The sequence below is a fragment of the Pseudomonas sp. JS3066 genome (assembly GCF_036328175.1).
In the GTDB taxonomy this organism is placed as follows: domain Bacteria; phylum Pseudomonadota; class Gammaproteobacteria; order Pseudomonadales; family Pseudomonadaceae; genus Metapseudomonas.
This window is the reverse complement of sequence record NZ_CP143312.1, coordinates 5602775-5623136: the sequence shown is the minus strand read 5'-3', so window position 1 is coordinate 5623136 and position 20362 is coordinate 5602775. Positions and strand designations below refer to the sequence as shown.

General features: G+C 64.5%; 20 protein-coding genes. 7 read left to right on the top strand and 13 right to left on the bottom strand.

Features of this window, described 5'->3' with window-relative positions; all coding sequences use genetic code 11:
• Window positions 1-21 precede the first annotated feature (21 nt).
• Window positions 22-1041, top strand: a complete 1020-nt coding sequence (locus SA496_RS26430; RefSeq protein ID WP_120653745.1) for an AraC family transcriptional regulator — start codon at window positions 22-24, stop codon at window positions 1039-1041.
• A 61-nt stretch (window positions 1042-1102) separates the two neighbouring features.
• Here the strand turns inward: SA496_RS26430 and SA496_RS26425 are convergent, their stop codons facing one another.
• Together SA496_RS26425 and SA496_RS26420 are read right to left on the bottom strand one after the other, a co-directional pair.
• Window positions 1103-2101, bottom strand: a complete 999-nt coding sequence (locus SA496_RS26425) for an SDR family oxidoreductase (RefSeq protein WP_330114715.1) — start codon at window positions 2099-2101, stop codon at window positions 1103-1105.
• Window positions 2089-3003, bottom strand: a complete 915-nt coding sequence (locus SA496_RS26420; protein ID WP_120653747.1) for a bile acid:sodium symporter family protein — start codon at window positions 3001-3003, stop codon at window positions 2089-2091. The genes SA496_RS26425 and SA496_RS26420 overlap by 13 nt, the downstream gene beginning before the upstream one ends.
• 189 nt (window positions 3004-3192) lie before the next feature.
• Here SA496_RS26420 and SA496_RS26415 point away from each other — a divergent pair, with 189 nt between their 5' ends.
• Window positions 3193-3696 (top strand): GNAT family N-acetyltransferase, encoded by a 504-nt coding sequence (locus SA496_RS26415; RefSeq protein ID WP_330114714.1) that lies wholly within the window; start codon window positions 3193-3195, stop codon window positions 3694-3696.
• A gap of 91 nt (window positions 3697-3787) precedes the next feature.
• Window positions 3788-4831 carry a DUF5924 family protein gene (locus SA496_RS26410; RefSeq protein WP_120653749.1) on the top strand — a complete coding sequence of 348 codons (1044 nt, stop codon included), beginning with the start codon at window positions 3788-3790 and terminating at the stop codon, window positions 4829-4831.
• Window positions 4832-4933: 102 nt separating this feature from the next.
• On the opposite strand, the gene SA496_RS26405 is transcribed toward SA496_RS26410, so the two are convergent.
• Together SA496_RS26405 and gltP are read right to left on the bottom strand one after the other, a co-directional pair.
• Window positions 4934-6160 (bottom strand): nucleoside recognition domain-containing protein, encoded by a 1227-nt coding sequence (locus SA496_RS26405; RefSeq protein ID WP_120653750.1) that lies wholly within the window; start codon window positions 6158-6160, stop codon window positions 4934-4936.
• 182 nt (window positions 6161-6342) lie between these two features.
• Window positions 6343-7674 (bottom strand): glutamate/aspartate:proton symporter GltP, encoded by a 1332-nt coding sequence (gene gltP / locus SA496_RS26400; protein ID WP_153919398.1) that lies wholly within the window; start codon window positions 7672-7674, stop codon window positions 6343-6345.
• Between the two features lie 307 nt (window positions 7675-7981).
• On the opposite strand from gltP, the gene wrbA reads away from it, so the two are divergent.
• A complete protein-coding gene (wrbA, locus tag SA496_RS26395) occupies window positions 7982-8578 on the top strand; it encodes an NAD(P)H:quinone oxidoreductase (RefSeq protein WP_120653752.1) in 597 nt (198 codons plus the stop codon).
• Window positions 8579-8890: 312 nt separating this feature from the next.
• Here the strand turns inward: wrbA and SA496_RS26390 are convergent, their stop codons facing one another.
• Genes SA496_RS26390 through SA496_RS26375 form a run of 4 tightly spaced genes read right to left on the bottom strand, consistent with a single transcriptional unit; the run spans window position 8891 to window position 9947 of the window.
• Window positions 8891-9355 (bottom strand): inhibitor of vertebrate lysozyme family protein, encoded by a 465-nt coding sequence (locus SA496_RS26390; RefSeq protein ID WP_330114713.1) that lies wholly within the window; start codon window positions 9353-9355, stop codon window positions 8891-8893.
• 10 nt (window positions 9356-9365) lie between these two features.
• Window positions 9366-9527, bottom strand: coding sequence for a DUF1328 domain-containing protein (locus tag SA496_RS26385; RefSeq protein WP_069081432.1), 162 nt, complete (start codon window positions 9525-9527; stop codon window positions 9366-9368).
• A 25-nt stretch (window positions 9528-9552) separates the two neighbouring features.
• Window positions 9553-9687 (bottom strand): hypothetical protein, encoded by a 135-nt coding sequence (locus SA496_RS26380; protein WP_256660888.1) that lies wholly within the window; start codon window positions 9685-9687, stop codon window positions 9553-9555.
• 20 nt (window positions 9688-9707) lie between these two features.
• Window positions 9708-9947, bottom strand: a complete 240-nt coding sequence (locus SA496_RS26375; RefSeq protein WP_153919392.1) for a hypothetical protein — start codon at window positions 9945-9947, stop codon at window positions 9708-9710.
• A 450-nt stretch (window positions 9948-10397) separates the two neighbouring features.
• Between SA496_RS26375 and algB the strand changes: the two genes are divergently transcribed.
• On the top strand, window positions 10398-11744 hold the full coding sequence (gene algB / locus SA496_RS26370) for a sigma-54-dependent response regulator transcription factor AlgB (protein WP_153919389.1): 1347 nt from the start codon (window positions 10398-10400) through the stop codon (window positions 11742-11744).
• Between the two features lie 13 nt (window positions 11745-11757).
• Window positions 11758-13533 carry a KinB sensor domain-containing domain gene (locus SA496_RS26365; protein ID WP_330114712.1) on the top strand — a complete coding sequence of 592 codons (1776 nt, stop codon included), beginning with the start codon at window positions 11758-11760 and terminating at the stop codon, window positions 13531-13533.
• Between the two features lie 163 nt (window positions 13534-13696).
• Here the strand turns inward: SA496_RS26365 and SA496_RS26360 are convergent, their stop codons facing one another.
• Both SA496_RS26360 and SA496_RS26355 read right to left on the bottom strand, forming a co-directional pair.
• A complete protein-coding gene (locus tag SA496_RS26360; RefSeq protein WP_120653757.1) occupies window positions 13697-14476 on the bottom strand; it encodes an N-acetylmuramoyl-L-alanine amidase in 780 nt (259 codons plus the stop codon).
• Window positions 14473-15066 carry a MarC family protein gene (locus tag SA496_RS26355; protein WP_120653758.1) on the bottom strand — a complete coding sequence of 198 codons (594 nt, stop codon included), beginning with the start codon at window positions 15064-15066 and terminating at the stop codon, window positions 14473-14475. Before SA496_RS26355 ends, SA496_RS26360 begins: the two co-directional genes overlap by 4 nt.
• 262 nt (window positions 15067-15328) lie before the next feature.
• Between SA496_RS26355 and SA496_RS26350 the strand changes: the two genes are divergently transcribed.
• The gene (locus tag SA496_RS26350) at window positions 15329-16747 is read left to right on the top strand and encodes a DASH family cryptochrome (protein WP_330114711.1); all 1419 of its coding nucleotides are present in this window, start codon (window positions 15329-15331) and stop codon (window positions 16745-16747) included.
• A 5-nt stretch (window positions 16748-16752) separates the two neighbouring features.
• Here the strand turns inward: SA496_RS26350 and SA496_RS26345 are convergent, their stop codons facing one another.
• Genes SA496_RS26345 through SA496_RS26335 form a run of 3 tightly spaced genes read right to left on the bottom strand, consistent with a single transcriptional unit; the run spans window position 16753 to window position 20229 of the window.
• Window positions 16753-18705, bottom strand: a complete 1953-nt coding sequence (locus SA496_RS26345) for a diguanylate cyclase (RefSeq protein ID WP_330114710.1) — start codon at window positions 18703-18705, stop codon at window positions 16753-16755.
• A 20-nt stretch (window positions 18706-18725) separates the two neighbouring features.
• Window positions 18726-19580, bottom strand: a complete 855-nt coding sequence (locus tag SA496_RS26340; protein WP_120653761.1) for an endonuclease/exonuclease/phosphatase family protein — start codon at window positions 19578-19580, stop codon at window positions 18726-18728.
• 16 nt (window positions 19581-19596) lie between these two features.
• Window positions 19597-20229: a thiol:disulfide interchange protein DsbA/DsbL gene (locus SA496_RS26335; protein WP_120653762.1), complete on the bottom strand. Its 633-nt coding sequence runs from the start codon at window positions 20227-20229 to the stop codon at window positions 19597-19599.
• Window positions 20230-20362: the final 133 nt, after the last annotated feature.

The following is a 20362-nucleotide window of genomic DNA, read 5'->3' as shown; positions in this document are numbered from 1 at the left end:
CCGCGTGGGCAGAATCCGGGGATGACGCCACACGACCCCTCCAATGCCTCGGTCAGCGCCAGTCTGACCCAGGCAATCCTGCACGCCGCATCCCAGCTCGGCCTTGGCCGCGAGGAGCTGCTGCGCGCCAGCCAGCTCGACGAAAAGCGCCTGGCCGACCCGGATGCGCGTATCGCTTTCAGCACCCAGGAAGCACTCTGGGCGGCCATCCACGCCCGCCTGCCGCATCCCGAACCGGGAATCGCCATCGGCCGCGCCCTGGCCCCCGGCCAGTTCAGCGTGCTCGGCTACCTGTTGCAGAGCAGCCCCACCCTGGGCGAAGCCCTGGAAGCCGAGCTGCGCTACCAGCGTCTGGTAGGAGAGGGCGGCAGCCTGGCGCTGGAAGTACGGGGCGATGAACTCTGGACCCTGTATCGCCCGCTGCACCCGAAGTTGCCGGCCACTCGTGCAAGGGTGCTGGCGCTGATGGCGTTCTGGCTGGAGCTGATGCGGCCGTTGCTGGCCGATCTACGTCTGGTGCGGGCCTGCTTCGTACACCCGGCGCCGGCGGATACCACGCTCTACCAGCAATGCTTCGCCTGCCCGCTGCAGTTCGAGGCGGAGGACTACGCCCTGGTACTGCCCCTGTCACTGCGCTCGGCCGCACTGAAGCAATCCAACCCGCCGCTGCAGGCAGTGCTGCGACAGCACGCCGAGGCCTTGCTCGCACGCCTGCCCAGCGAAGGGCTGCGGGCACGGGTGGTAGCGCTGCTCGGCGCCCAACTGGCGCGCGGCGAACCCGACCGCGGCGCCTTGGCGGCGGCCCTTGGCATCAGTGAACGCACCCTGCAACGGCGCCTGGCAGATGAGGGCAGCAGCTACCAGCAACTGCTCAACGACACCCGTCGTCACCTGGCCGAGCGCCACCTGCAGGAAGGCCGCTTGCCCATCGCCGATATCGCCGTGCTGCTCGGCTACTCGGAGCCCAGCGTGTTCTTCCGTGCCTTCCGCCAGTGGACCGGGCTGACGCCGGGAGAGTACCGGCAGAAGCATCGGGACTGAGCGCTTCTGCTCTTTGTGGGAGCGGGTGGGGCGGGATATCCAGCATCCCCGCCTGATCTCCTCAGGGCCGCCCTTCGGGCTGCTTGGCGAACGAATTCGCCCCTACAGACGCTATCCCCCGCGCCTTGAGGAACGCCAGGAATGCCTCGCGGCTGGAGTACTTCGGCCGATAGCCGAATTCTTCCTTCAGCCGGCGATTGTCCAGCACCGGGCGGTAGCGCAGAAAATCCAGCTGCTCGGGACCGTACTGGGTCAGGCCAAGGGGCTTGAGCAGGGCCAGGGCGGTGCGCAGCAACCCCGCAGGCAAGGGCCGGTAAGGTTTGCCGAGGATGCCGGCGATCTCGGCCATGCTCAGCGCACCATCGCCTGCCAGGTTGTAGATGCCACCGGCGCCGCGCTCCAGGCCTTCGCGGATGATCGCCACCACGTCCTGGTCCCAGATGAACACGAAGCGGCTGTCATGCCCCCTGATGCCCAGCACCGAGCGCTTCTGGAACAGCTCGGTGATCTGGTTGTTCACCTGCTCGCCGAGAATGGTGCCGGGGCGCAGGACCAGCTGGCGCAGCTGTGGATGTTGCCTGCGGGCGTCGGCCAGCAGCAGCTCCACCTCGCGTTTGTGGCGGGCATAGGCGAAGAGGTCGTGGCCGCGCAGCGGGTGCTGTTCGTCGATCCACTCCGCGTTTTCCGGGTAGTAGCCGTAGGCGGCGCCGGAGCTGGTGACGATCAGTTGGCCCACGCCGTGGGCCACAGCCGCGTCCAGCACGGCACGGGTGCCGCCGACGTCGATGGCGTGGAGGCGCGCCTCGCTCATGCCGCGCGGCGGCGTCACCACCGAAGCCAGATGCACGATGGCATCGGGCTTCCAGCGCTGCACGCAGGCGGTCACTTCGCGGGGCAGGCTGATGTCCAGCGAAACCGGCTCGATGTTGGACTTGAGTCCTTGATGGCTCAGCGGGCGGATGTCCGCGGCCACCAGGGTCCAGTCCTGGTGGCGCGTGGCCAGGTCGTTCAGTACCTGCTGGCCGATGAAACCGGCCGCACCGGTGATCAGGACGCGCACGGCACTTCCTCCTGGACGCGGGGCGCGCGGCGGCGCCAGACAGCCACCAGCAGGAGGCCGGAAACGATGTGCCAGAGTCCCCAGAAGCCCGCCACCAGAGCCATGTCCAGCTGACCACCGAACTGGGTCAGGATCAGGCCGAGCGCGAGCCCGGAGTTCTGCATGCCGACCTCGATGGTCAGGGCGCGGCGGTCTGCATCGGCAAGTCCGGTCAGGCGCGAGGCGCTCCAGCCCAGCAACAAGGCAGCGGCGTTGTGGCCAACCACCACCAGCAGCACCAGGCCGGCGTTGGCCACCAGCAGTTGCCAGTTGCCCGCTGCCGCCGCAACCAGGAAAACGCCAAAAGCCAGCAGGGAAAAGCGTTTGAACCAGGGCAGCACGCGGGCACTGAAGGCCGGCGCCAGGTTGCCCACCGCCATGCCGGCGAGCAGCGGCAGCACCAGCAGTACGACCAGGCCACCGATGATGCCGCCGGCATCGACGTCCAGGCTGCTCATCTGGCCGTGCAGGAAAGCGTAGGTTTCCGGGTTGAGGCTGGCGGTGGCGGCGAAGTTGAGCGGCAGGCTGATGATTGCCAGCAGGCTCGAGAGACTGGTGACGCTCACCGACAGCGCAGTATTACCGCGCGCCAGATGGGTGATGACGTTGGACAGGTTGCCGCCGGGGCACGCGGCCACCAGCAACATGCCCAGCTCCAGTCCGGGGCGCAGGTCGAGGAAGAGAGTGACCACGAGGGTCATCCAGGGCAACAACAGGCACTGACAGAGCAACCCCACCAGCGCCGGCAGGGGCCGTTTCAGTACCAGGAGGAAATGGGCCAGGCGCAGCTCCAGGGCCACGCCGAACATCAGCGCGGCGAGCACCAGCCCGAGAATCAGTTGCTGACTGCTGTCGTAGTTCATCGATGGGTTCTCTTGTTGTTCTTCTGCGGCCATTGGCAGGCGCAAGGCCAGAGCAGCTTAGCCGTCCGACCGGACGGCAGCAGTGGCCGACGTCGCCAGCGCGAGTGGCCAATCGCGACAGTCGCCTCCCGGTTGTCAGCCGGTGCCCCATGGGCCAGAGTGCCAGCATTCACCCAGGACAGGATGCCCATGTCGATCAGGAAGCTGCGCATCAGCGATATCGAAGCCTTGCACCGGCTGTTCGCCGAGGTCAGCGCCGAAGGCGAGTACCTGCTGCGCGCGGAGGCACCGCCCCTTGAGCAGATGCGGGCGCTGTTGCTGCGCTCACTGCCTCTGGACCTGCCGCAGTTCGTCGTCGACGCCGAGGGCTATCTGGTGGGCTCCATTGAAATATTCCCGGCCAGCCTGTGCCAGATGGAGGACGCCTCCGGGGAAGACTTCGGCGTGCTCGGCATGCAGGTGAGGAAGACCCATCGCGGCCGGGGCCTGGGCAGTCAATTGATGGAGGCAGCGCTCGAACATTGCCGTCGGCAGGATATGCGCCGGGTGGAACTTACCGTGCTGAAATCCAACGAAGCGGCGATCCGCCTTTACCAGCGTTTTGCCTTCCATTGGGTGGAGGACCTGCCGCCCGTCACCCTGCCCAACGGCCGCCCCGACCAGCCACAGAAGATGCGCCTGCTGCTGGACTGAGCGACAGGCCGTCAGCCCAGCTCCGACGCGCCTTCTCAGGGCTTCCGGTGGGCAGTATCCTGCGCGCCTCCCCCACGTCCTGTTGCGACCGATGCTGCTGTCGACCTTCAAACCCCATGTGCTCAAGCTGATCGAGCTGCTGCAGCGCCACCCGAGGCTGATCGCCCTCTACGGCTTCTGCTCCGGCATGGCGAGCTTCTTCCTGGTGGAACGAGGGGCGCGGGTGGCCAAGGTGATCGCCATCCTGCTGCTGGTGAGCTGGGTCTGGCTGATGCTGGAGAACCTGTTCCGGCGCAGTGTCGAGCGCCTCTTCGGCGTCGAGCTGCCGCCACCCCTGATGCGTTTCCTGACCCAGCTGATCCACCAGGAAAGCCTGTTCTTCGTGCTGCCGTTCTTCGCCATCACCACCAGCTGGAACAGCGGCCAGGCCCTGTTCACCGGGCTGCTGGGCGTGGCCGCGATCTGCTCGATCACCGACCCGATCTACAACCGCCATCTGTCGTCGCGCCGCTGGCTGTTCCTCGCCTACCACACGCTTACGTTGTTCGCCGTGCTGCTGGCCGCGCTGCCACTGATCCTCCAGCAGACCACCGCGCAGAGCTATCGCTGGGCGTTGGGCATCGCCGTGGCGCTGTCCTTCGTCAGTCTGCTCGGTGTGTTCCGTGGACAGCGCTGGTGGCGCGTCCTGGGCCTGGGGGTGCTGACCCTGGCCCTCGGCGGGCTGGGCTGGGTCTCGCGGGTCTGGGTGCCGCCGGCGACGCTCTGGCTTACCGAAGTGGCGGTAACGCCCGACTTTGACAATCACCAGCGCACGCCAGGCGATGGCGTGGAAGAGGTCAGTGCCGCCGAGCTACGCAGCAAGGGGCTCTACGCCTACACGGCAATCAACGCCCCGCGCGGGCTGAACGAACGCATCTACCACGTGTGGCGCTTCAACGGCCGTGAAGTGGACCGAATTGCCCTGGACATCCACGGCGGCCGCGAAGCCGGCTACCGCGCCTGGACCCACAAGCAGAACTTCCCGGCTGACCCGGCGGGCCGCTGGCAGGTGCAGGTACTGACCGAAGCGGGGCAGATGATCGGTACGCTGCGCTTCCGGGTGACCCCATCCGACCTGCCACCCAAGCCCCACTGAGCACCAAGGTTGTTGGAGCAAGGGGAACGCCGAGTTATTGCTCGCGCAACCATCCGAGCGCGATCTTTTGCGAGCAAGCTCGCTCCTACACAAAGCGGTGACTCAACCGAAGAACCAGTAGCAGACGATGATGGACGCGATTACGCCGGCCAGGTCCGCCAACAGGGCGCAGCCCACGGCGTGGCGGGCGCGCTGGATGCCCACCGAACCGAAGTAGACCGCCAGCACGTAGAAGGTGGTTTCGGTGCTGCCCTGCATGGTGGCGGCCACCAGCGCCGGGAAGCTGTCGACGCCCTGGGTCTGGATCGTCTCGATCAGCATGGCGCGGGCGGCACTGCCGGAGAAAGGTTTGACCAGCCCTGTCGGCAGTGCCTCGACGAAACGGCTGTCCAGTCCCAGGCCTTCGACTACCCAGCGGATGACGTCGAGCAGCTGATCCAGCGCACCCGAAGCACGCAGGGCACCCACGGCGCAGAGCATGGCGACCAGGTATGGCAGGAGGTTCTTCGCCACATCGAAGCCTTCCTTGGCACCTTCCACGAATGCCTCGTAGATCGGCACCTTCCGCAGCGCCCCCATCACCAGGAAACCGAGGATCAGCGCGAACAGGGTGAGGTTGCCGAGCAGGGAGGAGAGGGCAGTCAACGCGGTCGCCGAAAGACCGGCCAGCACTGCCATGAAGCCACCAAGCAGCAACGCGGCGCCGCCGAACCAGGCGAGCAGTACCGGGTCCGTCAGCCTGATCCGCTGCATGAACGCCACCGAAAGCAGCGCCGTCATGGTGGAAATCGCGTTGGCCAGGAGGATCGGCAGGAACACCAGGGCGGGATCGCTCGCACCGGCCTGGGCGCGGTACATGAAGATGGTCACCGGCAGCAGCACGAAGGAGGACGCGTTCATCACCATGAACAGCACCTGGGCGTTGCTCGCCGACGTGCTGCTGGGATTGAGCTCTTGCAGTGCCTTCATCGCCTTCAGGCCGATGGGCGTGGCGGCGTTGTCCAGGCCGAGGCCGTTGGCGGTGAAACTCAAGGTGACCAGACCGAGCGCCGGGTGACCACGTGGAACCTCGGGCATCAGGCGGGCGAACAGTGGCCCGAGCAGACGCGCGAGGATATCCACAAGACCGGCCCGTTCGGCGATGCGCAGGAAACCCAGCCACAAGGTCAGGGTCCCGAATAGCAGGATCATCACATCCACCGAGAGCTTGGCCATGGCGAACAGGCTCTCCACCATCGCCGCCCAGACACCCGGGTCCCCCCCGATCCAACGCACCAGCGCGGCCACCGCCGCCACCAGGAAGAAGCTCAGCCACAGGCCGTTGAGCATTTGCAGTCCCCCAGAAAACAGTGAGGCGGATTCTAGCGGGGGTGTAGCCGCAGGGGCGAATTCAATCTGCCCTTGAGCCCGCGTGAAATCCTGCCTCCCTCACTCCCGCAGGTGCTTGAATCAGGGCGCCAACAAAAAAGCCCCGATCTGGTCGGGGCTTTCTCGTTCAGCACGGCGCGGCCTCAGTCGATGACTGCACGGCCCTTGGCCGAGGTGGCGGTGTTGCCGGTGCTCGGCAGGGAGGCCAGGTAACGCTGGCCCTTCTCGGCGTCGTACATGCCTTCCCACTTCGCAATGACCAGTACCGCCAGGGCGTTGCCGATCACGTTCAGCGCGGTACGGGCCATGTCCATGATGCGGTCGACGCCCGCGATGAAGGCCAGGCCTTCCAGCGGGATGCCAACGCTGCCCAGGGTGGCCAGCAGGACCACGAAGGAGACGCCCGGCACACCGGCGATCCCCTTGGAGGTGACCATCAGAGTCAGCACCAGCAGCAGCTGCTGGCTGATGCTGAGATCGATGCCGTAGAGCTGGGCGATGAAGATGGCCGCGATGCTCTGGTACAGGGTCGAGCCATCGAGGTTGAAGGAGTAGCCGGTGGGGACCACGAAGCTGCTGATGGCGCGCGGTGCGCCGTAGGCTTCCATCTTCTCGATGATGCGCGGCAGGACGGTCTCGGAGCTGGCGGTGGAGTACGCGAGGATCAGCTCGTCCTTGAAGATGCGCATCAGCTTGATGATGGAGAAGCCGAACAGACGCGCCACCAGCCCCAGGACCATGAAGGCGAAGAAGGCGATGGCGAAGTACACCAGCACCACCAGCTTGGCCAGCGGCAGCAGCGAGGCGAAGCCGAAGTTGGCCACGGTCACGGCGATCAGCGCGAATACGCCGATGGGGGCGTACGCCATGATCATGTGGGTGACCTTGAACATGGTCTCGGACACGCCCTGGAACACCTTCACCACTGGCTCGCGAGTCTCGCCCGGAAGGCTCGAAAGGCCGAGGCCGAACATCACGGAGAAGAAGATGATCGGCAGCATCTCGCCACGGGCCACGGCGGCGAAGATGTTGGAGGGAATCAGGTTCAGCAGGGTCGAGATCAGCGCGTGGTCGTGCTGCACTTCCTGGGCGGTCTGCTGGTACTTGGAGATGTCCACCGTACCCAGGGTGCTCATGTCGATGCCGGCGCCGGGCTGGAAGAAGTTGGCCAGCAGCAGGCCGACGACGATCGCCACCGTGGTGATGATCTCGAAGTAGAGGATGGTCTTCAGGCCGATGCGGCCAAGCTTCTTGGCGTCGCCCACGCCAGCGATGCCGACGACCAGAGAAGCGATGACGATCGGGATGACGATCATCTTGATCAGGCGGATGAAGATGTCACCGGCCGGTTGCAGGACGTTGGTGATCCACCAGGCCTTTTCGGCACTGAAGTGGTTGAGCAGGGCGCCAATGGCGATACCCAGCACCAGCCCGATGAGAATCTGCCATGCGAGGCTCAATCTGGCCTTGGTCATAGTCGTCACCCTCTGAGTTCTTGTGGAAGTCGGGAGTACGGCACCGCCGGGATGGCCGAGCGGACCGCAAAAAAGGGGCGACATGATTCATAGGGAGCTAATGATCGTCTAATGCCGTAACCGCCTACCCTATGCCAAATCGGCATGACTAAAACCGGATGGGACCATGGTTCCAGCGCTTCCTGGATAGCATTTCCGGCATGGGAATTTTCCCGGAAGCGGCGACAGCAAAGTCTGTGAGCGCCATCTAGGCTGACTGGGTCCGGCCCGATCGGGCTGCCAGTTTGTAGATGAATGGAGAGCGGCGATGAAGAAGGTCTTGGTGCTCTATTACTCGATGTACGGTCATATCGAACGTATGGCGGAATCCGTCGCCGAAGGCGCGCGCAGCGTGCCCGGCGTGGAAGTGACCCTCAAGCGTGTGCCGGAAACCATGCCTGAGGATGTGGCCCGTAAAGCCGGCGCCAAGCTGGATCAGGCCGCGCCCGTGGCCAGCCCGCAGGAGCTGGAGGACTACGACGCCATCCTGTTCGGCACGCCGACTCGCTTTGGCAACATGAGCGCACAGATGCGCAGCTTCCTCGACCAGACTGGCGGGCTTTGGGTGAAGGGCGCGCTGATCGGCAAGATCGGCAGCGTCTTCACCTCAACCGGCACCGGCGGCGGTTCGGAAACCACCATCACTTCGTTCTGGCACACGCTGGCGCATCACGGAATGCTGCTTGCCGGACTGCCCTATTCGGCACCGGAACTGACCGATATCAGTGAGCTGCGAGGGGGCTCACCCTATGGCGCGGCTACCGTGGCCGGCAGCGATGGCTCGCGCCAGCCCAGCGCCAAGGAGCTATCCCTGGCGAAATTCCAGGGCGCGCACGTGGCGACTTTGGTCAGCAGGATGAAATGAGGGGAGACCCTTGTGGGGGCGATTTCAATCGCTATGCAGGCCGAAGGACTGCTCGACAAGGTCCCAGGGGGCAACCCTGTCGCCATTCGCGAATAAATTCGCCCCCACAAAAGAAGCATTCATTACTGACGAGCAAATGTTTCTGCTGCCAGGAGCTGGAACTTTCCAACTCCCGGCAGCAGCTCGCCCGACCCGGCCCACATGGTCGTGGAGGCACCCCTTCTGCCCCTGGGTCACGCCGCTCCAGACAACGCGGAACAACCCGGCCCCTTGGTCCATCGGCCCGTCGCCGGACCTTGATCCCTTGAGTCCTCAATACCAGTTCGGATCCGCTTTCAATTGCTCGTCGAGGATGTGCCGGACTTCTTCGTCCGGCTCGCCGAGCCAGCGATAACTGGCATGTCGACTGGGCGACTTGTCGGATGGCAAGCCGTCCGGCAACTGCACATAGAGTGCCCAGACGTCGTCCTTGTTCCAGCTGAAGGCAACATAGAGGCGCTGGCTGAAGCAGTTCTTGGCTTCGCAGAGCCCGCCCACCAGATACTTGTCACCCTCGTCTTCAACCGCCTTCATTGGCGGCGCAGGGCCCGAAAGATTCATGACCCACTCGGGTAGTCGGCTTTCGTCTTGCACCAGCTCCTGCCAGGTCTCCTGATACTCAGGGTCGCTGCCGAGCAGTTCGTTGAGGCGGTGCTGGGCGTCCGTGTCGGCGGCCAGCGCTTGAGCGCCGGCCAGCCCCAGGAGCAAGGCGGTAACCGCCTTGATCGAGCGATCCATGAAAGCCTCCTCAGGGGGCGCGTCGGCCCATGATGAAGGACACCACGAACAGCACCAGGAAGATGACGAAAAGTATCTTCGCGATGCCCGCAGCGGTTCCGGCGATACCACCGAATCCAAGCACGGCGGCGACGATTGCGATGACCAGGAAAGTAAGTGCCCAACTCAGCATGGCCTTTCTCCTTTTGCTTCTGTTGTCAGCGCGACTGCGCAGGGACCACCGGCACGACGCAGACCGCAGCGTCGGTGGGTGTTGCATACCGTTGGCAGGCGCTGCGCAACATGACGATGCCACACAGCGCGGTAGTCAGGGCGAAGGCAAGGCTCAACATGACGGCACGCCTCTGCTCGATCAGAAGACCCAGCGCGGCTGGGCGCCGGCCTCGGTCCACATGTGCTGACTCACCTCATGCAGCGGGCCATCGGCACGAACCGGGGCCGTCCGGCTGCTCTGTTCCGCAGCGGGAACCTGCAACGGAGCGGGCTGAATGCGCTCTCGCAGGTGCTGTTCGGCGAGCATGCCGAGCACCACGACCAGTCCGGTCAGAAGGACCATCAGCCATCTGGACGACCACCACTGGAAACCTTTCATCCTCGAATCCTCCCTTGGGGTGGATTTGTGGCCTCGTTACTTCAGATGCATGGCTCACGCCAGCCGCGGCCCTTCAAAAATCCTCACCAGCTCAATGGGTTACTTGAGAACCTCGACCACGCCCGACGGCACTTTGCACGATCAGGCTCAGCTCGCCAGGCAAATTGCATGCTCTTAAAAGGCCCGGAACCTCCCTGTTCCAGGCGGAGCTGTCCTGAAGGTGCACTGGGGTCACAAGAGGTAGAAAGACCGATGCGCCTTCAGGTATCGGGAACATCGCAAGGCCTGTGCCAGTCTTGATAATGAATAAACTTTCTTAGAAATCAGTAAGTTATATTTTGTCTAGGCACTTCACACACTTGCATGCTGCAATGCCTGTAGGAAAAACGCGTGCAACTTGCACGACATTTCTTGGACTAACTTTCTATGACTCGGAAATGGAGTGAGAGCATGGAACAGGTAACCGAGAACCAGGGACGAATCCTGCTGGTGGATGACGAGGCCGCCATCCTGCGTACCTTTCGCTACTGCCTGGAGGACGAAGGCTACAGCGTTGCCACGGCCGCCAGTGCGGCGCAGGCGGAGACGATCCTGCAGAGGCAGGTCTTCGACCTGTGCTTCCTCGATCTGCGTCTGGGCGAGGACAGCGGCCTCGACGTACTGGCGCAGATGCGCGTACAGGCGCCTTGGATGCGCGTGGTGATCGTGACTGCGCACTCAGCGGTCGATACGGCGGTGGATGCGATGCAGGCCGGCGCCGCCGATTACCTGGTCAAGCCCTGCAGCCCTGACCAATTGCGCATGGCCGCGGCCAAGCAGCTGGAAGTGCGCCAACTCACCGCGCGCCTGGAAGCCCTCGAAGGTGAAGTACGCCGCGCGGGTGAGGGACTGTTTTCCCAGAGCCCGGCCATGATGGCCGTGCTGGAGACCGCGCGGCAGGTGGCCGGCACCGACGCCAATATCCTCATTCTTGGTGAATCGGGCACCGGTAAGGGAGAACTGGCCCGCGCCATCCATGGCTGGAGCAAGCGCGCGAAGAAAGCTGTCGTCACCATCAATTGCCCCTCGCTGTCGGCCGACCTGATGGAAAGCGAGCTATTCGGACACAACCGGGGAGCCTTTACCGGTGCCAGCGAAAGCACCCTGGGCCGGGTAAGCCAGGCCGATGGCGGAACGCTGTTCCTCGACGAGATTGGCGACTTCCCCCTGAGCCTCCAGCCCAAACTGCTGCGTTTCATCCAGGACAAGGAGTACGAACGGGTGGGCGACCCGGTGACCCGTCGCGCCGATGTGCGCATTCTCGCCGCCACCAACCTTGATCTGGACGAGATGGTTCGCGACGGCCGCTTCCGAGAGGACCTGCTCTATCGCATCAACGTGATTGCCTTGAGCCTGCCGCCGTTACGCGAACGCCACGAAGACATCCTCGACCTCGCCGAGCGCTTCCTGGCGCGCTTCGTCGGCGAGTATGCACGTCCGGCGCGGGCCTTCAGCGAAGAAGCGACGGCAGCGCTGCTCAACTATCGCTGGCCGGGTAACGTGCGCGAACTGCGCAACGTGATCGAGCGCGCCACGATCATCTGCAACCAGGAGCGAGTCGAGGTCAGCCACCTGGGGCTGGGCGACACACCCACGGCCAATGCGCCGAGGGTAGGAGGACCGCTGAGCCTGGAAGACCTGGAACGCGCACATATCGCCGGAGTACTGGCCACTAGCGAGACGCTCGACCAGGCCGCCCGTACGCTGGGTATCGACGCTTCGACCCTGTATCGCAAACGCAAGCTTTACGGCCTCTGAAGGGGTCGCCGCCATGCGACTGCGCACGCGACTGTTTCTGAGCATCTCGGCACTGATCACCGTCGCCCTCCTGGGATTGCTGCTGGGCCTGGTCAGCGTGATGCAAATGGCAAGCTCCCAGGAACGCCTGATCAACCAGTCCTTCGCCACCATCGATATCAGCCTGCGGATGCGCCAGCAGCTGGGCGACCAGATGGTCAACCTGATGGGCAGGGACCTGGACCTGCCGGCCTTGCAGGCCTCGCAGCAGAAGTTCCTTGCGGCGTTGGATGAGGGCCTGCACTCGACCACGGATGAGCAGACCCTCGCACACTTCCAGCGGATCGCCGCGTCCTACAAGATCTTCCTCGACGTCGTGCGACAGCCCGTCAGCCTGCGCTGGAGCCTGCTGGACGACGACGACTTCAGCCACTCCCTGGATATCCTGCGCACCAGCATGGTGGAGCTGCAGCGCCATTCGCTGTCCGTGGTCGGCGACGCCGAAGGCGCTGCGCGCAATCGGGCGCTGCTGGTTGCAAGCCTGCTCGGCCTGCTCGGTATAGCGGTCCTGGCGGTCGGCCTCATTACCGCCCATGGCATGGCTCGTCGCTTCGCCGAACCCATCGACGCACTGGCCAAGGCCGCCGACCAGGTGGGCCGGGGAGATTTCAAGGTCACGCTACCCCTGTCGCCGGTGAACGAGATGTCCACGCTGATCCGTCGCTTTGGCCTGATGGCCGAGGCCCTGCGCATGTTCAAGGAAACCAATGTCGAGAAACTGCTGGCCGAGCAGCAGCGCCTGAAGGCAGTCCTCGACAGCATCGACGACGGCCTGCTGATCCTTGATCGGCAGGGGCGCATCCAGCACGCGAACCCAGTGGCACAGCGGCAGCTCTCCTGGGAGGAGGTCGTCCCCGGCCAGCTGCTGTCGCAGGCCCTTGGCCGGCCAGAGCTGGACGAGCTGGCCCAGCGGGTGCTGCGCGGTGAAACCCTGGACGAAGCGCCCGAGGACCTGGAAGTAAACGCGGACGGCGAGCAACGCCTGCTGAACTGGCGGCTGGTGCCGGTGGCGCTTGACGCAGAGCGCCTGCAGGGTGGAGTGATGGTGCTGCGAGACGTAACTGAAGAACGTGCCTTCGAGCGGGTACGTAACGAGTTCGTGCTGCGCGCCTCCCACGAGCTGCGGACACCGGTAACCGGCATGCAGATGGCCTTCGGTCTTCTCAACGAGCGCCTGAACTTCGACCCCGAAGGCCGCGAGGCGGACTTGCTGAAGACGGTGGACGAGGAAATGCAGCGGCTGGTACGCCTGATCAACGACTTGCTCGACTTTTCCCGCTACCAGAGTGGCGTGCAGGTACTGGAGCGCGAGCCCTGTGACCTGGAGGAGCTGCTTGTAGCTCTACGTCAGCGCTACGAGCCCCAAGCCAGCGAGCACGGTATCGAGATCGAACTGGAGCTGCACCCACCACTACCGCGGATGAGCCTCGATCGACTGCAAATCGAGCGGGTGCTGGACAACCTGGTGGGCAACGCGATTCGCCATAGCCCGAATGGCGGGCATATCCGCTTGCAGGCCCGGCGACACGGCGAACGGGTGCTGTTGAGTGTGGCGGACGACGGCGAGGGCGTGCCCTACAGCCAGCAGTCGCGGATCTTCGAGCCATTCGTGCAGGTTGGCCACCGCAAAGGTGGTGCCGGCCTTGGCCTGGCCATGTGCAAGGAGATCGTGCAACTGCACGGCGGGCGCATCGGCCTGTATTCACGCCCTGGGCATGGCGCGCAGTTCTATATGACGTTGCCGATGTAAGGGCGCGCTCGGAGCCTGCTTGCTTGTAGGGGCGAGTTCATTCGCCAAGCAGGCCGAAGGCATGCCCGCAAGGTTGAAAGGGTGCAGCTGCGCTGCCCTTGGCGAATGAATTCAACCCTACAGAAGAGAAGTCCGTGCACTGGGTAGATTCGCGGCTCGCCCCTTAACGCGGCATGCCGTTGAGCACCAGCAGCAGGGCGGCGGTCTCGGCATCGGGCTGGCCGTCGTAGAGGCGCTGGCGGTACTTCATCTGGAAGGCGGCGATGACGTTGCGGGTTTCCTTGTCCAGGACCCCGCTCTGCGGCGTGCTGTAGCCCTGGCGAATGAGCTGCTGTTGGAACCAGCCGACCGTGGGTAGAGCCGCAGCGAAACGCGCCTGTTCACGGGCCACCGCTCGCGCGTCCGGCCAGGGCAGCAGCCCGGCGTCGGCCAGGCGTTTCCAGGGGAACAGCGGGCCCGGGTCGACCTTGCGCTGGGGCGCGATATCGCTGTGGCCGATGATGCTGCCCAGTGGCAGGTTGTGGCGCTGGACGATGTCCTTGAGCAGCAGGATCAGGGCCTCGATCTGCTCCTCGCTGAACGGCTGGTAGACGCGCCCGGCTGGAGTATCGCGGTAGCCATTGTTGACCAGTTCGATGCCAAGGGTGCTGGCGTTCAACCAGGTACGCCCCTGCCACTCGCTGACGCCCGCATGCCAGGCGCGGCGATTCTCATCCACCAGGCGATAGACCTTGGCTGGATGGTCGCCAATCAGGTAATGGCTGCTGACGCCGTCACGGGTCAGCAGGCGCAGGGAGCTCTCCATGTCGGTGGAGGTGTAGTGCAACACCACGTACTGCACACGGCTGCTCTGGCTCACCGAACGGTGGCTATCGTCGATGCGCAGTCCGCCGGCGCAGCCACCGAGCAGAAGCAGGGCAAGGCTCAGGACAAGGGCTTTCATGGGGTCAGGTGAAGGATGCTTTGCAGGTTGTCGAGCAGCATGTCGACGCTGAGCATGATCAGCAACATGCCGGTCAGGCGCTCCACGGCCATCAGGCCACGGTCACCGAGGAAGCGTTGCAGGAAGGCAGCCTGCAGCAGGATCAGGGCCGTGCAGGCCCAGGCCAGCAGCACCGCGACATAGAGTTCCCAGAGCGCTCCCTGGTGGGTGTTGCGCAGGGTCATCAGTACCGCGAGGGCCGACGGACCAGCTACTGCCGGGGTGGCCAGCGGCACCAGCATCGGTTCGCCGCCGGGCAGGTCGCCGAGCACGCCTTCGGGTCGCGGGAAAATCAGACGCAGAGCGATGATGAACAGGATGATGCCGCCGGCGATGGCGATGGACTCGCGGGAGAGGCCGAGGCCGCTGAGGATCTTGTCGCCAAAGGTGAGGAACAGCATCAGCAGGGCCAGCGCGAACAACAGTTCGCGCAGGGCGACCCTCAGGCGGCGCTCGGGCGCCACGCCCTTGAGTGCGGCGATGAAAATGGCGATGTTGCCGAAGGGGTCGGTGACCAGAAAGATCAGGACGGCAATGCCTAGGATTTCCATGGGGTGTCCCCTCAAACCAATGGGCAGAAGTGTAATGGCCGGTTGCGCTGGCGTCTGCGCGCAGTCTCGGGCGCCGGGTGGCGAACCTGTTGCGAAATCTTCCCCGGACTCGTACTCCCGGAAGAAAAAGGGCGCGGATTATAGCCTGTTGCCACTGTGCTAATCGGACATGGGGCCTACAGACTGGGATGAACGGCGACGTGGAAACGGCCGCCACAGGTAATGTTGTAGGTAAGGGAAATCCCCGCCGAGGAAGACCGCCATGCGCCGCGCGCTGCTCTGGTTCAAGCAGGATCTCAGGCTCGATGACCACCCGGCGCTCCAGATCGCGCTCCAGGCTGACCGCTTGCTGCCCCTGTACGTCTTCGACCCCGCGCTGCTCGGTCCTTCTCCGTTGGGGCCGCGTCGTCTGGGTGTGCATCGGGCGCGCTTCCTCCTGGAAAGCCTGGCGGCCCTGGACTCCGGCCTGCGCCAGCACGGCTCACGGCTTCTGGTGGTACAGGGCCACGCGGAGCTGGTGATACCCACCCTGGTTGAGCACCTGGGCCTGGAGGAGGTACTGACCCTGGGTGAAATAGCGCCCTACGAGCTCGATGAGGTACGCCGTGTGCGTCATGCCTTGGGCGTGCCCCTCGTCGAGATGCCGGGTAACAACCTGTTGCGTGAAGAAGAACTGCCCCGCCCGCTGATCGAACTGCCTTCAGTCTTCAACCAGTTCCGCGACCTGATGGATGAGCGCCTCTACGTCTTCCAGCCGCGTCCTGCTCCTCCCACGCTGCCACCATTGCCCAGCGGCGCGCTGAGCCTGATGGTGCCCCTGCCAACGCTGTCCCGCCTGGGCCTGGGCGAGCCCCTGGGCACACCGGCCACCGCGTTCCCTTTCGCCGGCGGCGAGCCTGCCGCCCAGGCTCGGCTGCGCGACTATCTCTGGGAATCCCGGGGCTTGCACCAGTACCAGGAAACCCGCAACGGCATGATCGGCAGCGAGTACTCGTCCAAGCTGTCGCCCTGGCTGGCCAACGGCAGCCTGTCACCACGCCGGGTCGCCGCGGAGCTACATCGTCTGGAGGCACAGCATGGCCGCAGTGAGTCGACCCAGCAGCTGTGGATGGAGTTGCTCTGGCGCGAGTTCTTCCGCTGGACCCTGCTGCGCTTTGGTGGCGCCCTGTTCCGCTCGGATGGTCTGAAAGCCACCGCGCGGGCGCCGAACAATCTCGACGAGCGCTACCTGCGTTGGTGCAACGGCCGTACCGGTATGCCGCTGGTGGACGCCAACATGCGCGAGCTGATGATGACAGGCTGGATGTCCAGTCGTGGCCGCCAGGTGGTGGCAGCTTACCTGGTCAACGACTTGCAGCAGGATTGGCGCTATGGCGCGGCATGGTTCGAGGAGCACCTGCTGGACTACGACCCGGCAAGCAACTGGGGCAACTGGGCCTACCTCGCCGGGGTGGCCAGCGACCCGCGTCGCGCGCGGGCCTTCAATGCGCTGCGCCAGGCCCGGCAATACGACCCGGACGCCTCCTACGTCAGTCTCTGGCTACCGGAACTGCGCGGCCTGCCGATCGAGCAGCGCCACACTCCATTCATGCTCAGCGAGCTGCAGTTCGCCGGGCTGGATTACCCGCGCCTGGAGCACATTCCGGACAATTGGAAACCTTATATCTCCAGTGCCGCCTGACAGGTTCAGCCTGGTTGCGGGAGGCCTTGGGGGTCGGGCTCGCTGCGCCCAGCCGAAGGTTTCGGCAGGGCCAGCTCGATGCGGTTGCGCCCCTGGTGCTTGGCCCGGTAGAGCGCCTCGTCCGCTCGCTGAAACGCGATGTCGCTCGGCTCACCGGCAATCAGCGGTGTCAGGCCGCCCGAGAGGGTGATGGAAACCCGCTCCCCCTTGAAGTGGAACGGGCAGGCTTCGATGGCCAGTCGCAGGCATTCCATCAATTGCGCGCCGCCTTCCACCGGAGTCGCAGGCAACAGGACGGCGAACTCCTCACCGCCGAAACGTGCGATGAAGTCGGTCTTGCGCAGTCGCCGGTGGAGTTCGCCGGCAATAATCTTCAGTACCTTGTCGCCGGCCAGGTGGCCAAAGCCATCGTTGATGCGCTTGAAATGGTCGATGTCGATTACCGCCAGCAACAGGTCGCCACCGTAGCGCTGCTGCCGGGCCAGTTCGATTTCCAGTCGCTCGTTCCAGGCCGCACGGTTGGGTAGGCCAGTGAGCGGGTCCCGCAGGGCCTTCTGGCGCTGGACCTCGAGGTTGTTCTGGAAGGTCTTGGCTTCTTCTTCCATGGTCGCCACCCGCGTCATCAGCACCTGCAGTCGCTCACCGACTTCGTGCTCGCGGGCCGAGCGCTGCTGCTGATAGCGGTTCATGGTATCGAGCAGACCGTCCAGGCGCTGTTCCAGGCTCTCCTTGAGGTGGTTGAGGTCGGTAGCGTCCTGCACGCTGGCCTGCAAGCCGCTGACCTGTTCGCGCAGCTGGTCGTCCAGGGCGCGGGCACTGTCCAGCGACTCGGAATAACCCTCATGTGCCGCGCTCAGGTGCTCGAGGAACAGCACCAGGCGCTGGTTCAGCTGTTTGAGGTAACCGGCGAATTCGCGGTGTCCGCTGTCGGTCACTGCCAGCACCAGCACTGCGAAGTCATCCAGCACGGGCACCAGTTCGTACCAGTTCAGCCCCCCTTCCAGGCGTTGGCGCAGGGCCGCTGCCTGCGGCTGGTGGTGCTCGGGAAGGTCCAGCTCGTCCAATAGTGAGCGCAGGCTGTCCGCCACATGGGGGGCGATAGCGCTGTAGCCCGGCTCCGGCAGGCCGGGCAGAGCGTACTCGGGGTTGCCGTCGCCGGTCAGAATGGAAGCGGAAAGCGGCAAGCTGTCCAGAGCGTTGCTGCGCACGGGGGCGGCGTCGACGATTGCGTGCTCAGGTTCAACAAGGGCGTTGGCCGGCAGGGTGGCCACAGGGTCAATCGACTTCGCCGATTCCTGAGAGGCTGGAACAGGCTCGGGCGAGCTCAATTTCTGGGCGGCCTGCGCTGGCTCTGCGCGTCGATACGCTTCGGGTTTCGCGACTTCCGCCCCTGTTGCTGCCGCCGGAGTCGGATCAGCTGACGCCTCCTCTCGGTTGCTGCCGAAAAGCCGTTGCAGCAGACCAGGCTTGGCAACTGACGCGTCGTCACTGGACAGCACTTCAAGCGCCTGCCCCTGTAGCACACCGAGTTCGGCCAGCAGCGCCGGCAGCTCACGGGGTTGGCGCGCACGCTCATCGATGCGTCTGGCGAACTGCTTGATCCCCTTGCGCACTTCGCGCGGCAAATCGAGCGAGAGCAGGCGACTGGCGATCCCCGAGAGGGCGCTGACGTTCTGTTCCACGCGTTGCTGGCGACGCTGCTCGGAGTCCAGCACCGCCTTCTCAAGACGCGGGATCAGCGCCGAAAGACCGGCGTCCATCTGCTCACTGCGGATGATTTCCCGCAACTCCTGCATGCACTGGTCAACCGCCTTGTCTGAACCCTCGGCCGCCAAGGAGCTGCGCACCAGGCCACGACGCAGCAGGTCGAGGCGAGCGTCCCAGCGCTTCTCGAGCTTCTCCTGCTGTTCAAGGCTTTCCAGGTATTTGGCTTTCCAACGCTGGGCGTCGTCGCTCATGCAAGGGTTCCGCGCAAGGGTTAGCTGAGGGCAAGGGGCAGGTCGGCCTGCAGCTCAACCGGCAGGCGAATGTCCACCGCCACGGGCAGATGGTCGGATATGGGTTGGCTGAGCACCGCCACTCGCTCCAGGGTCAGGCTGGAGCTGAGCAGGATATGGTCGAGACAGCGTTGTGGCCGCCAGCTGGGGAAAGTCGCCTCGACCTGCGGCGCCAGCAAGCCGAGATCGCGCAGGGGCGAATGCTCCAGCAGGTCGTTGGCATGGGTGTTCATGTCGCCCATCAACACCAGGTGGCGAAAGCCACTTACCCGCTCGCGGATATAGGCCAGTTGGCGGGTACGGGTACGGGCGCCGAGCGACAGGTGCATCATCACCACGGCGAGTGCATTCTTGCCTGAACCGAAGCGCAGCAGGATCGCACCGCGGCCGGGCGGGCCGGGCAGGGGGTGGTCTTCCAGGAGACTGGGCTGCAGACGGCTGAGCAGGCCGTTGCTGTGCTGGGCGATGCGCCCGAGATTGCGGTTGAGCTGTTGATACCAGTACGGGAAGGCGCCGAGCTGGGCGAGGTGCTCGACCTGATTGATGTAGCCGGAGCGGATGCTGCCGCCGTCGACCTCCTGCAGCGCGACCAGATCGTAGTCGCCAAGCAGGTCGCCAATGCGCTGGAGGTTTCCAGCGCGGCCTGTGTGCGGCAACAGATGCTGCCAGCCGCGGGTCAGGTAATGGCGGTAACGCTCGGTGCTGATGCCGACCTGGATGTTGAAGCTGAGCAGGCGCAAGCGGCCGTCGGCAGGCAACCCGCCCCTGTCGCAGTGGGGGTTGACCCGTGCATCGCACGGGCCTGCCTCCCGCTCACCCACCCAGCGTCGAAGCATCGGGCGAATGCGCCGCTTACTTCGCGGCGCGCTCCTTCTCGATCAGGTGCTCGGCGACCTTGAGGGTCTGCTCCGGGCCACCCGAGGAGCTGATATCGAAGCGGTACTTGCCGTTGACCACCAGGGTCGGTACGCCGGTGATCTGGTAGGCCATGGCCAACTTCTTGGCTTTCTCCATCTGGCCCTTCACCGCAAAGGAGTTGTAGGCCTTGAGGAAGGCGTCCTTGTCCACGCCCTGACCAGCGAGGAATTCAGCCATTTCCTCGGGGGTCGCGAGTTTCTTGCCTTCCTTGTGGATGGCATCGAACACGGCTTTGTGGACCTGATGCTCGACTTTCATGCTTTCGAGGGTGATGAACAGCTGGCCGTGGACATTCCAAAGGCCGCCGAACATGGCAGGAATGCGGACGAAGTTGACGTCTTCCGGCAGTTTCTCGGCCCAGGGATTGAGGGTCGGTTCGAACTGGTAGCAGTGCGGGCAGCCATACCAGAACAGCTCCACCACTTCGATCTTGCCGGGAACCGACACCGGAACCGGGCTGCTCAGCTCGACATACTGCTTGCCGGCTTCGATGTCCTCAGCCTGGACGGCGCTCATGCCCAGCAGGCTTGCGCCGGCAAGAACGGCGGAAAGAATCAGGTTACGCATGCTTCACTCCTTGAGGGGTAATAGGGCCGCGAAGGCCATGTTTCGACCTGCGGCGACACAGCGGGTTCCGGCCATTGTAGCGGGCCGAAGAATGAAAAAGGGTGGCCTAAGCCACCCTCTTTCACATTCCAGA

What these genes read in the sequence shown, in the direction of transcription:
- SA496_RS26410 (WP_120653749.1), top strand. Translation starts at nt 3,788, where the DNA reads ATGCTGCTGTCGACCTTCAAACCCCATGTGCTCAAGCTGATCGAGCTG.
- SA496_RS26355 (WP_120653758.1), bottom strand. Translation starts at nt 15,066, where the DNA reads ATGGAAATCCTAGGCATTGCCGTCCTGATCTTTCTGGTCACCGACCCC.
- gltP (WP_153919398.1), bottom strand. Translation starts at nt 7,674, where the DNA reads ATGACCAAGGCCAGATTGAGCCTCGCATGGCAGATTCTCATCGGGCTG.
- SA496_RS26385 (WP_069081432.1), bottom strand. Translation starts at nt 9,527, where the DNA reads ATGCTGAGTTGGGCACTTACTTTCCTGGTCATCGCAATCGTCGCCGCC.
- SA496_RS26350 (WP_330114711.1), top strand. Translation starts at nt 15,329, where the DNA reads ATGCGCCGCGCGCTGCTCTGGTTCAAGCAGGATCTCAGGCTCGATGAC.
- SA496_RS26345 (WP_330114710.1), bottom strand. Translation starts at nt 18,705, where the DNA reads ATGAGCGACGACGCCCAGCGTTGGAAAGCCAAATACCTGGAAAGCCTT.
- algB (WP_153919389.1), top strand. Translation starts at nt 10,398, where the DNA reads ATGGAACAGGTAACCGAGAACCAGGGACGAATCCTGCTGGTGGATGAC.
- SA496_RS26405 (WP_120653750.1), bottom strand. Translation starts at nt 6,160, where the DNA reads ATGCTCAACGGCCTGTGGCTGAGCTTCTTCCTGGTGGCGGCGGTGGCC.
- SA496_RS26335 (WP_120653762.1), bottom strand. Translation starts at nt 20,229, where the DNA reads ATGCGTAACCTGATTCTTTCCGCCGTTCTTGCCGGCGCAAGCCTGCTG.
- SA496_RS26415 (WP_330114714.1), top strand. Translation starts at nt 3,193, where the DNA reads ATGTCGATCAGGAAGCTGCGCATCAGCGATATCGAAGCCTTGCACCGG.
- SA496_RS26365 (WP_330114712.1), top strand. Translation starts at nt 11,758, where the DNA reads ATGCGACTGCGCACGCGACTGTTTCTGAGCATCTCGGCACTGATCACC.
- SA496_RS26390 (WP_330114713.1), bottom strand. Translation starts at nt 9,355, where the DNA reads ATGGATCGCTCGATCAAGGCGGTTACCGCCTTGCTCCTGGGGCTGGCC.
- SA496_RS26380 (WP_256660888.1), bottom strand. Translation starts at nt 9,687, where the DNA reads ATGTTGAGCCTTGCCTTCGCCCTGACTACCGCGCTGTGTGGCATCGTC.
- SA496_RS26360 (WP_120653757.1), bottom strand. Translation starts at nt 14,476, where the DNA reads ATGAAAGCCCTTGTCCTGAGCCTTGCCCTGCTTCTGCTCGGTGGCTGC.
- SA496_RS26375 (WP_153919392.1), bottom strand. Translation starts at nt 9,947, where the DNA reads ATGAAAGGTTTCCAGTGGTGGTCGTCCAGATGGCTGATGGTCCTTCTG.
- SA496_RS26340 (WP_120653761.1), bottom strand. Translation starts at nt 19,580, where the DNA reads ATGCTTCGACGCTGGGTGGGTGAGCGGGAGGCAGGCCCGTGCGATGCA.
- wrbA (WP_120653752.1), top strand. Translation starts at nt 7,982, where the DNA reads ATGAAGAAGGTCTTGGTGCTCTATTACTCGATGTACGGTCATATCGAA.
- SA496_RS26420 (WP_120653747.1), bottom strand. Translation starts at nt 3,003, where the DNA reads ATGAACTACGACAGCAGTCAGCAACTGATTCTCGGGCTGGTGCTCGCC.
- SA496_RS26430 (WP_120653745.1), top strand. Translation starts at nt 22, where the DNA reads ATGACGCCACACGACCCCTCCAATGCCTCGGTCAGCGCCAGTCTGACC.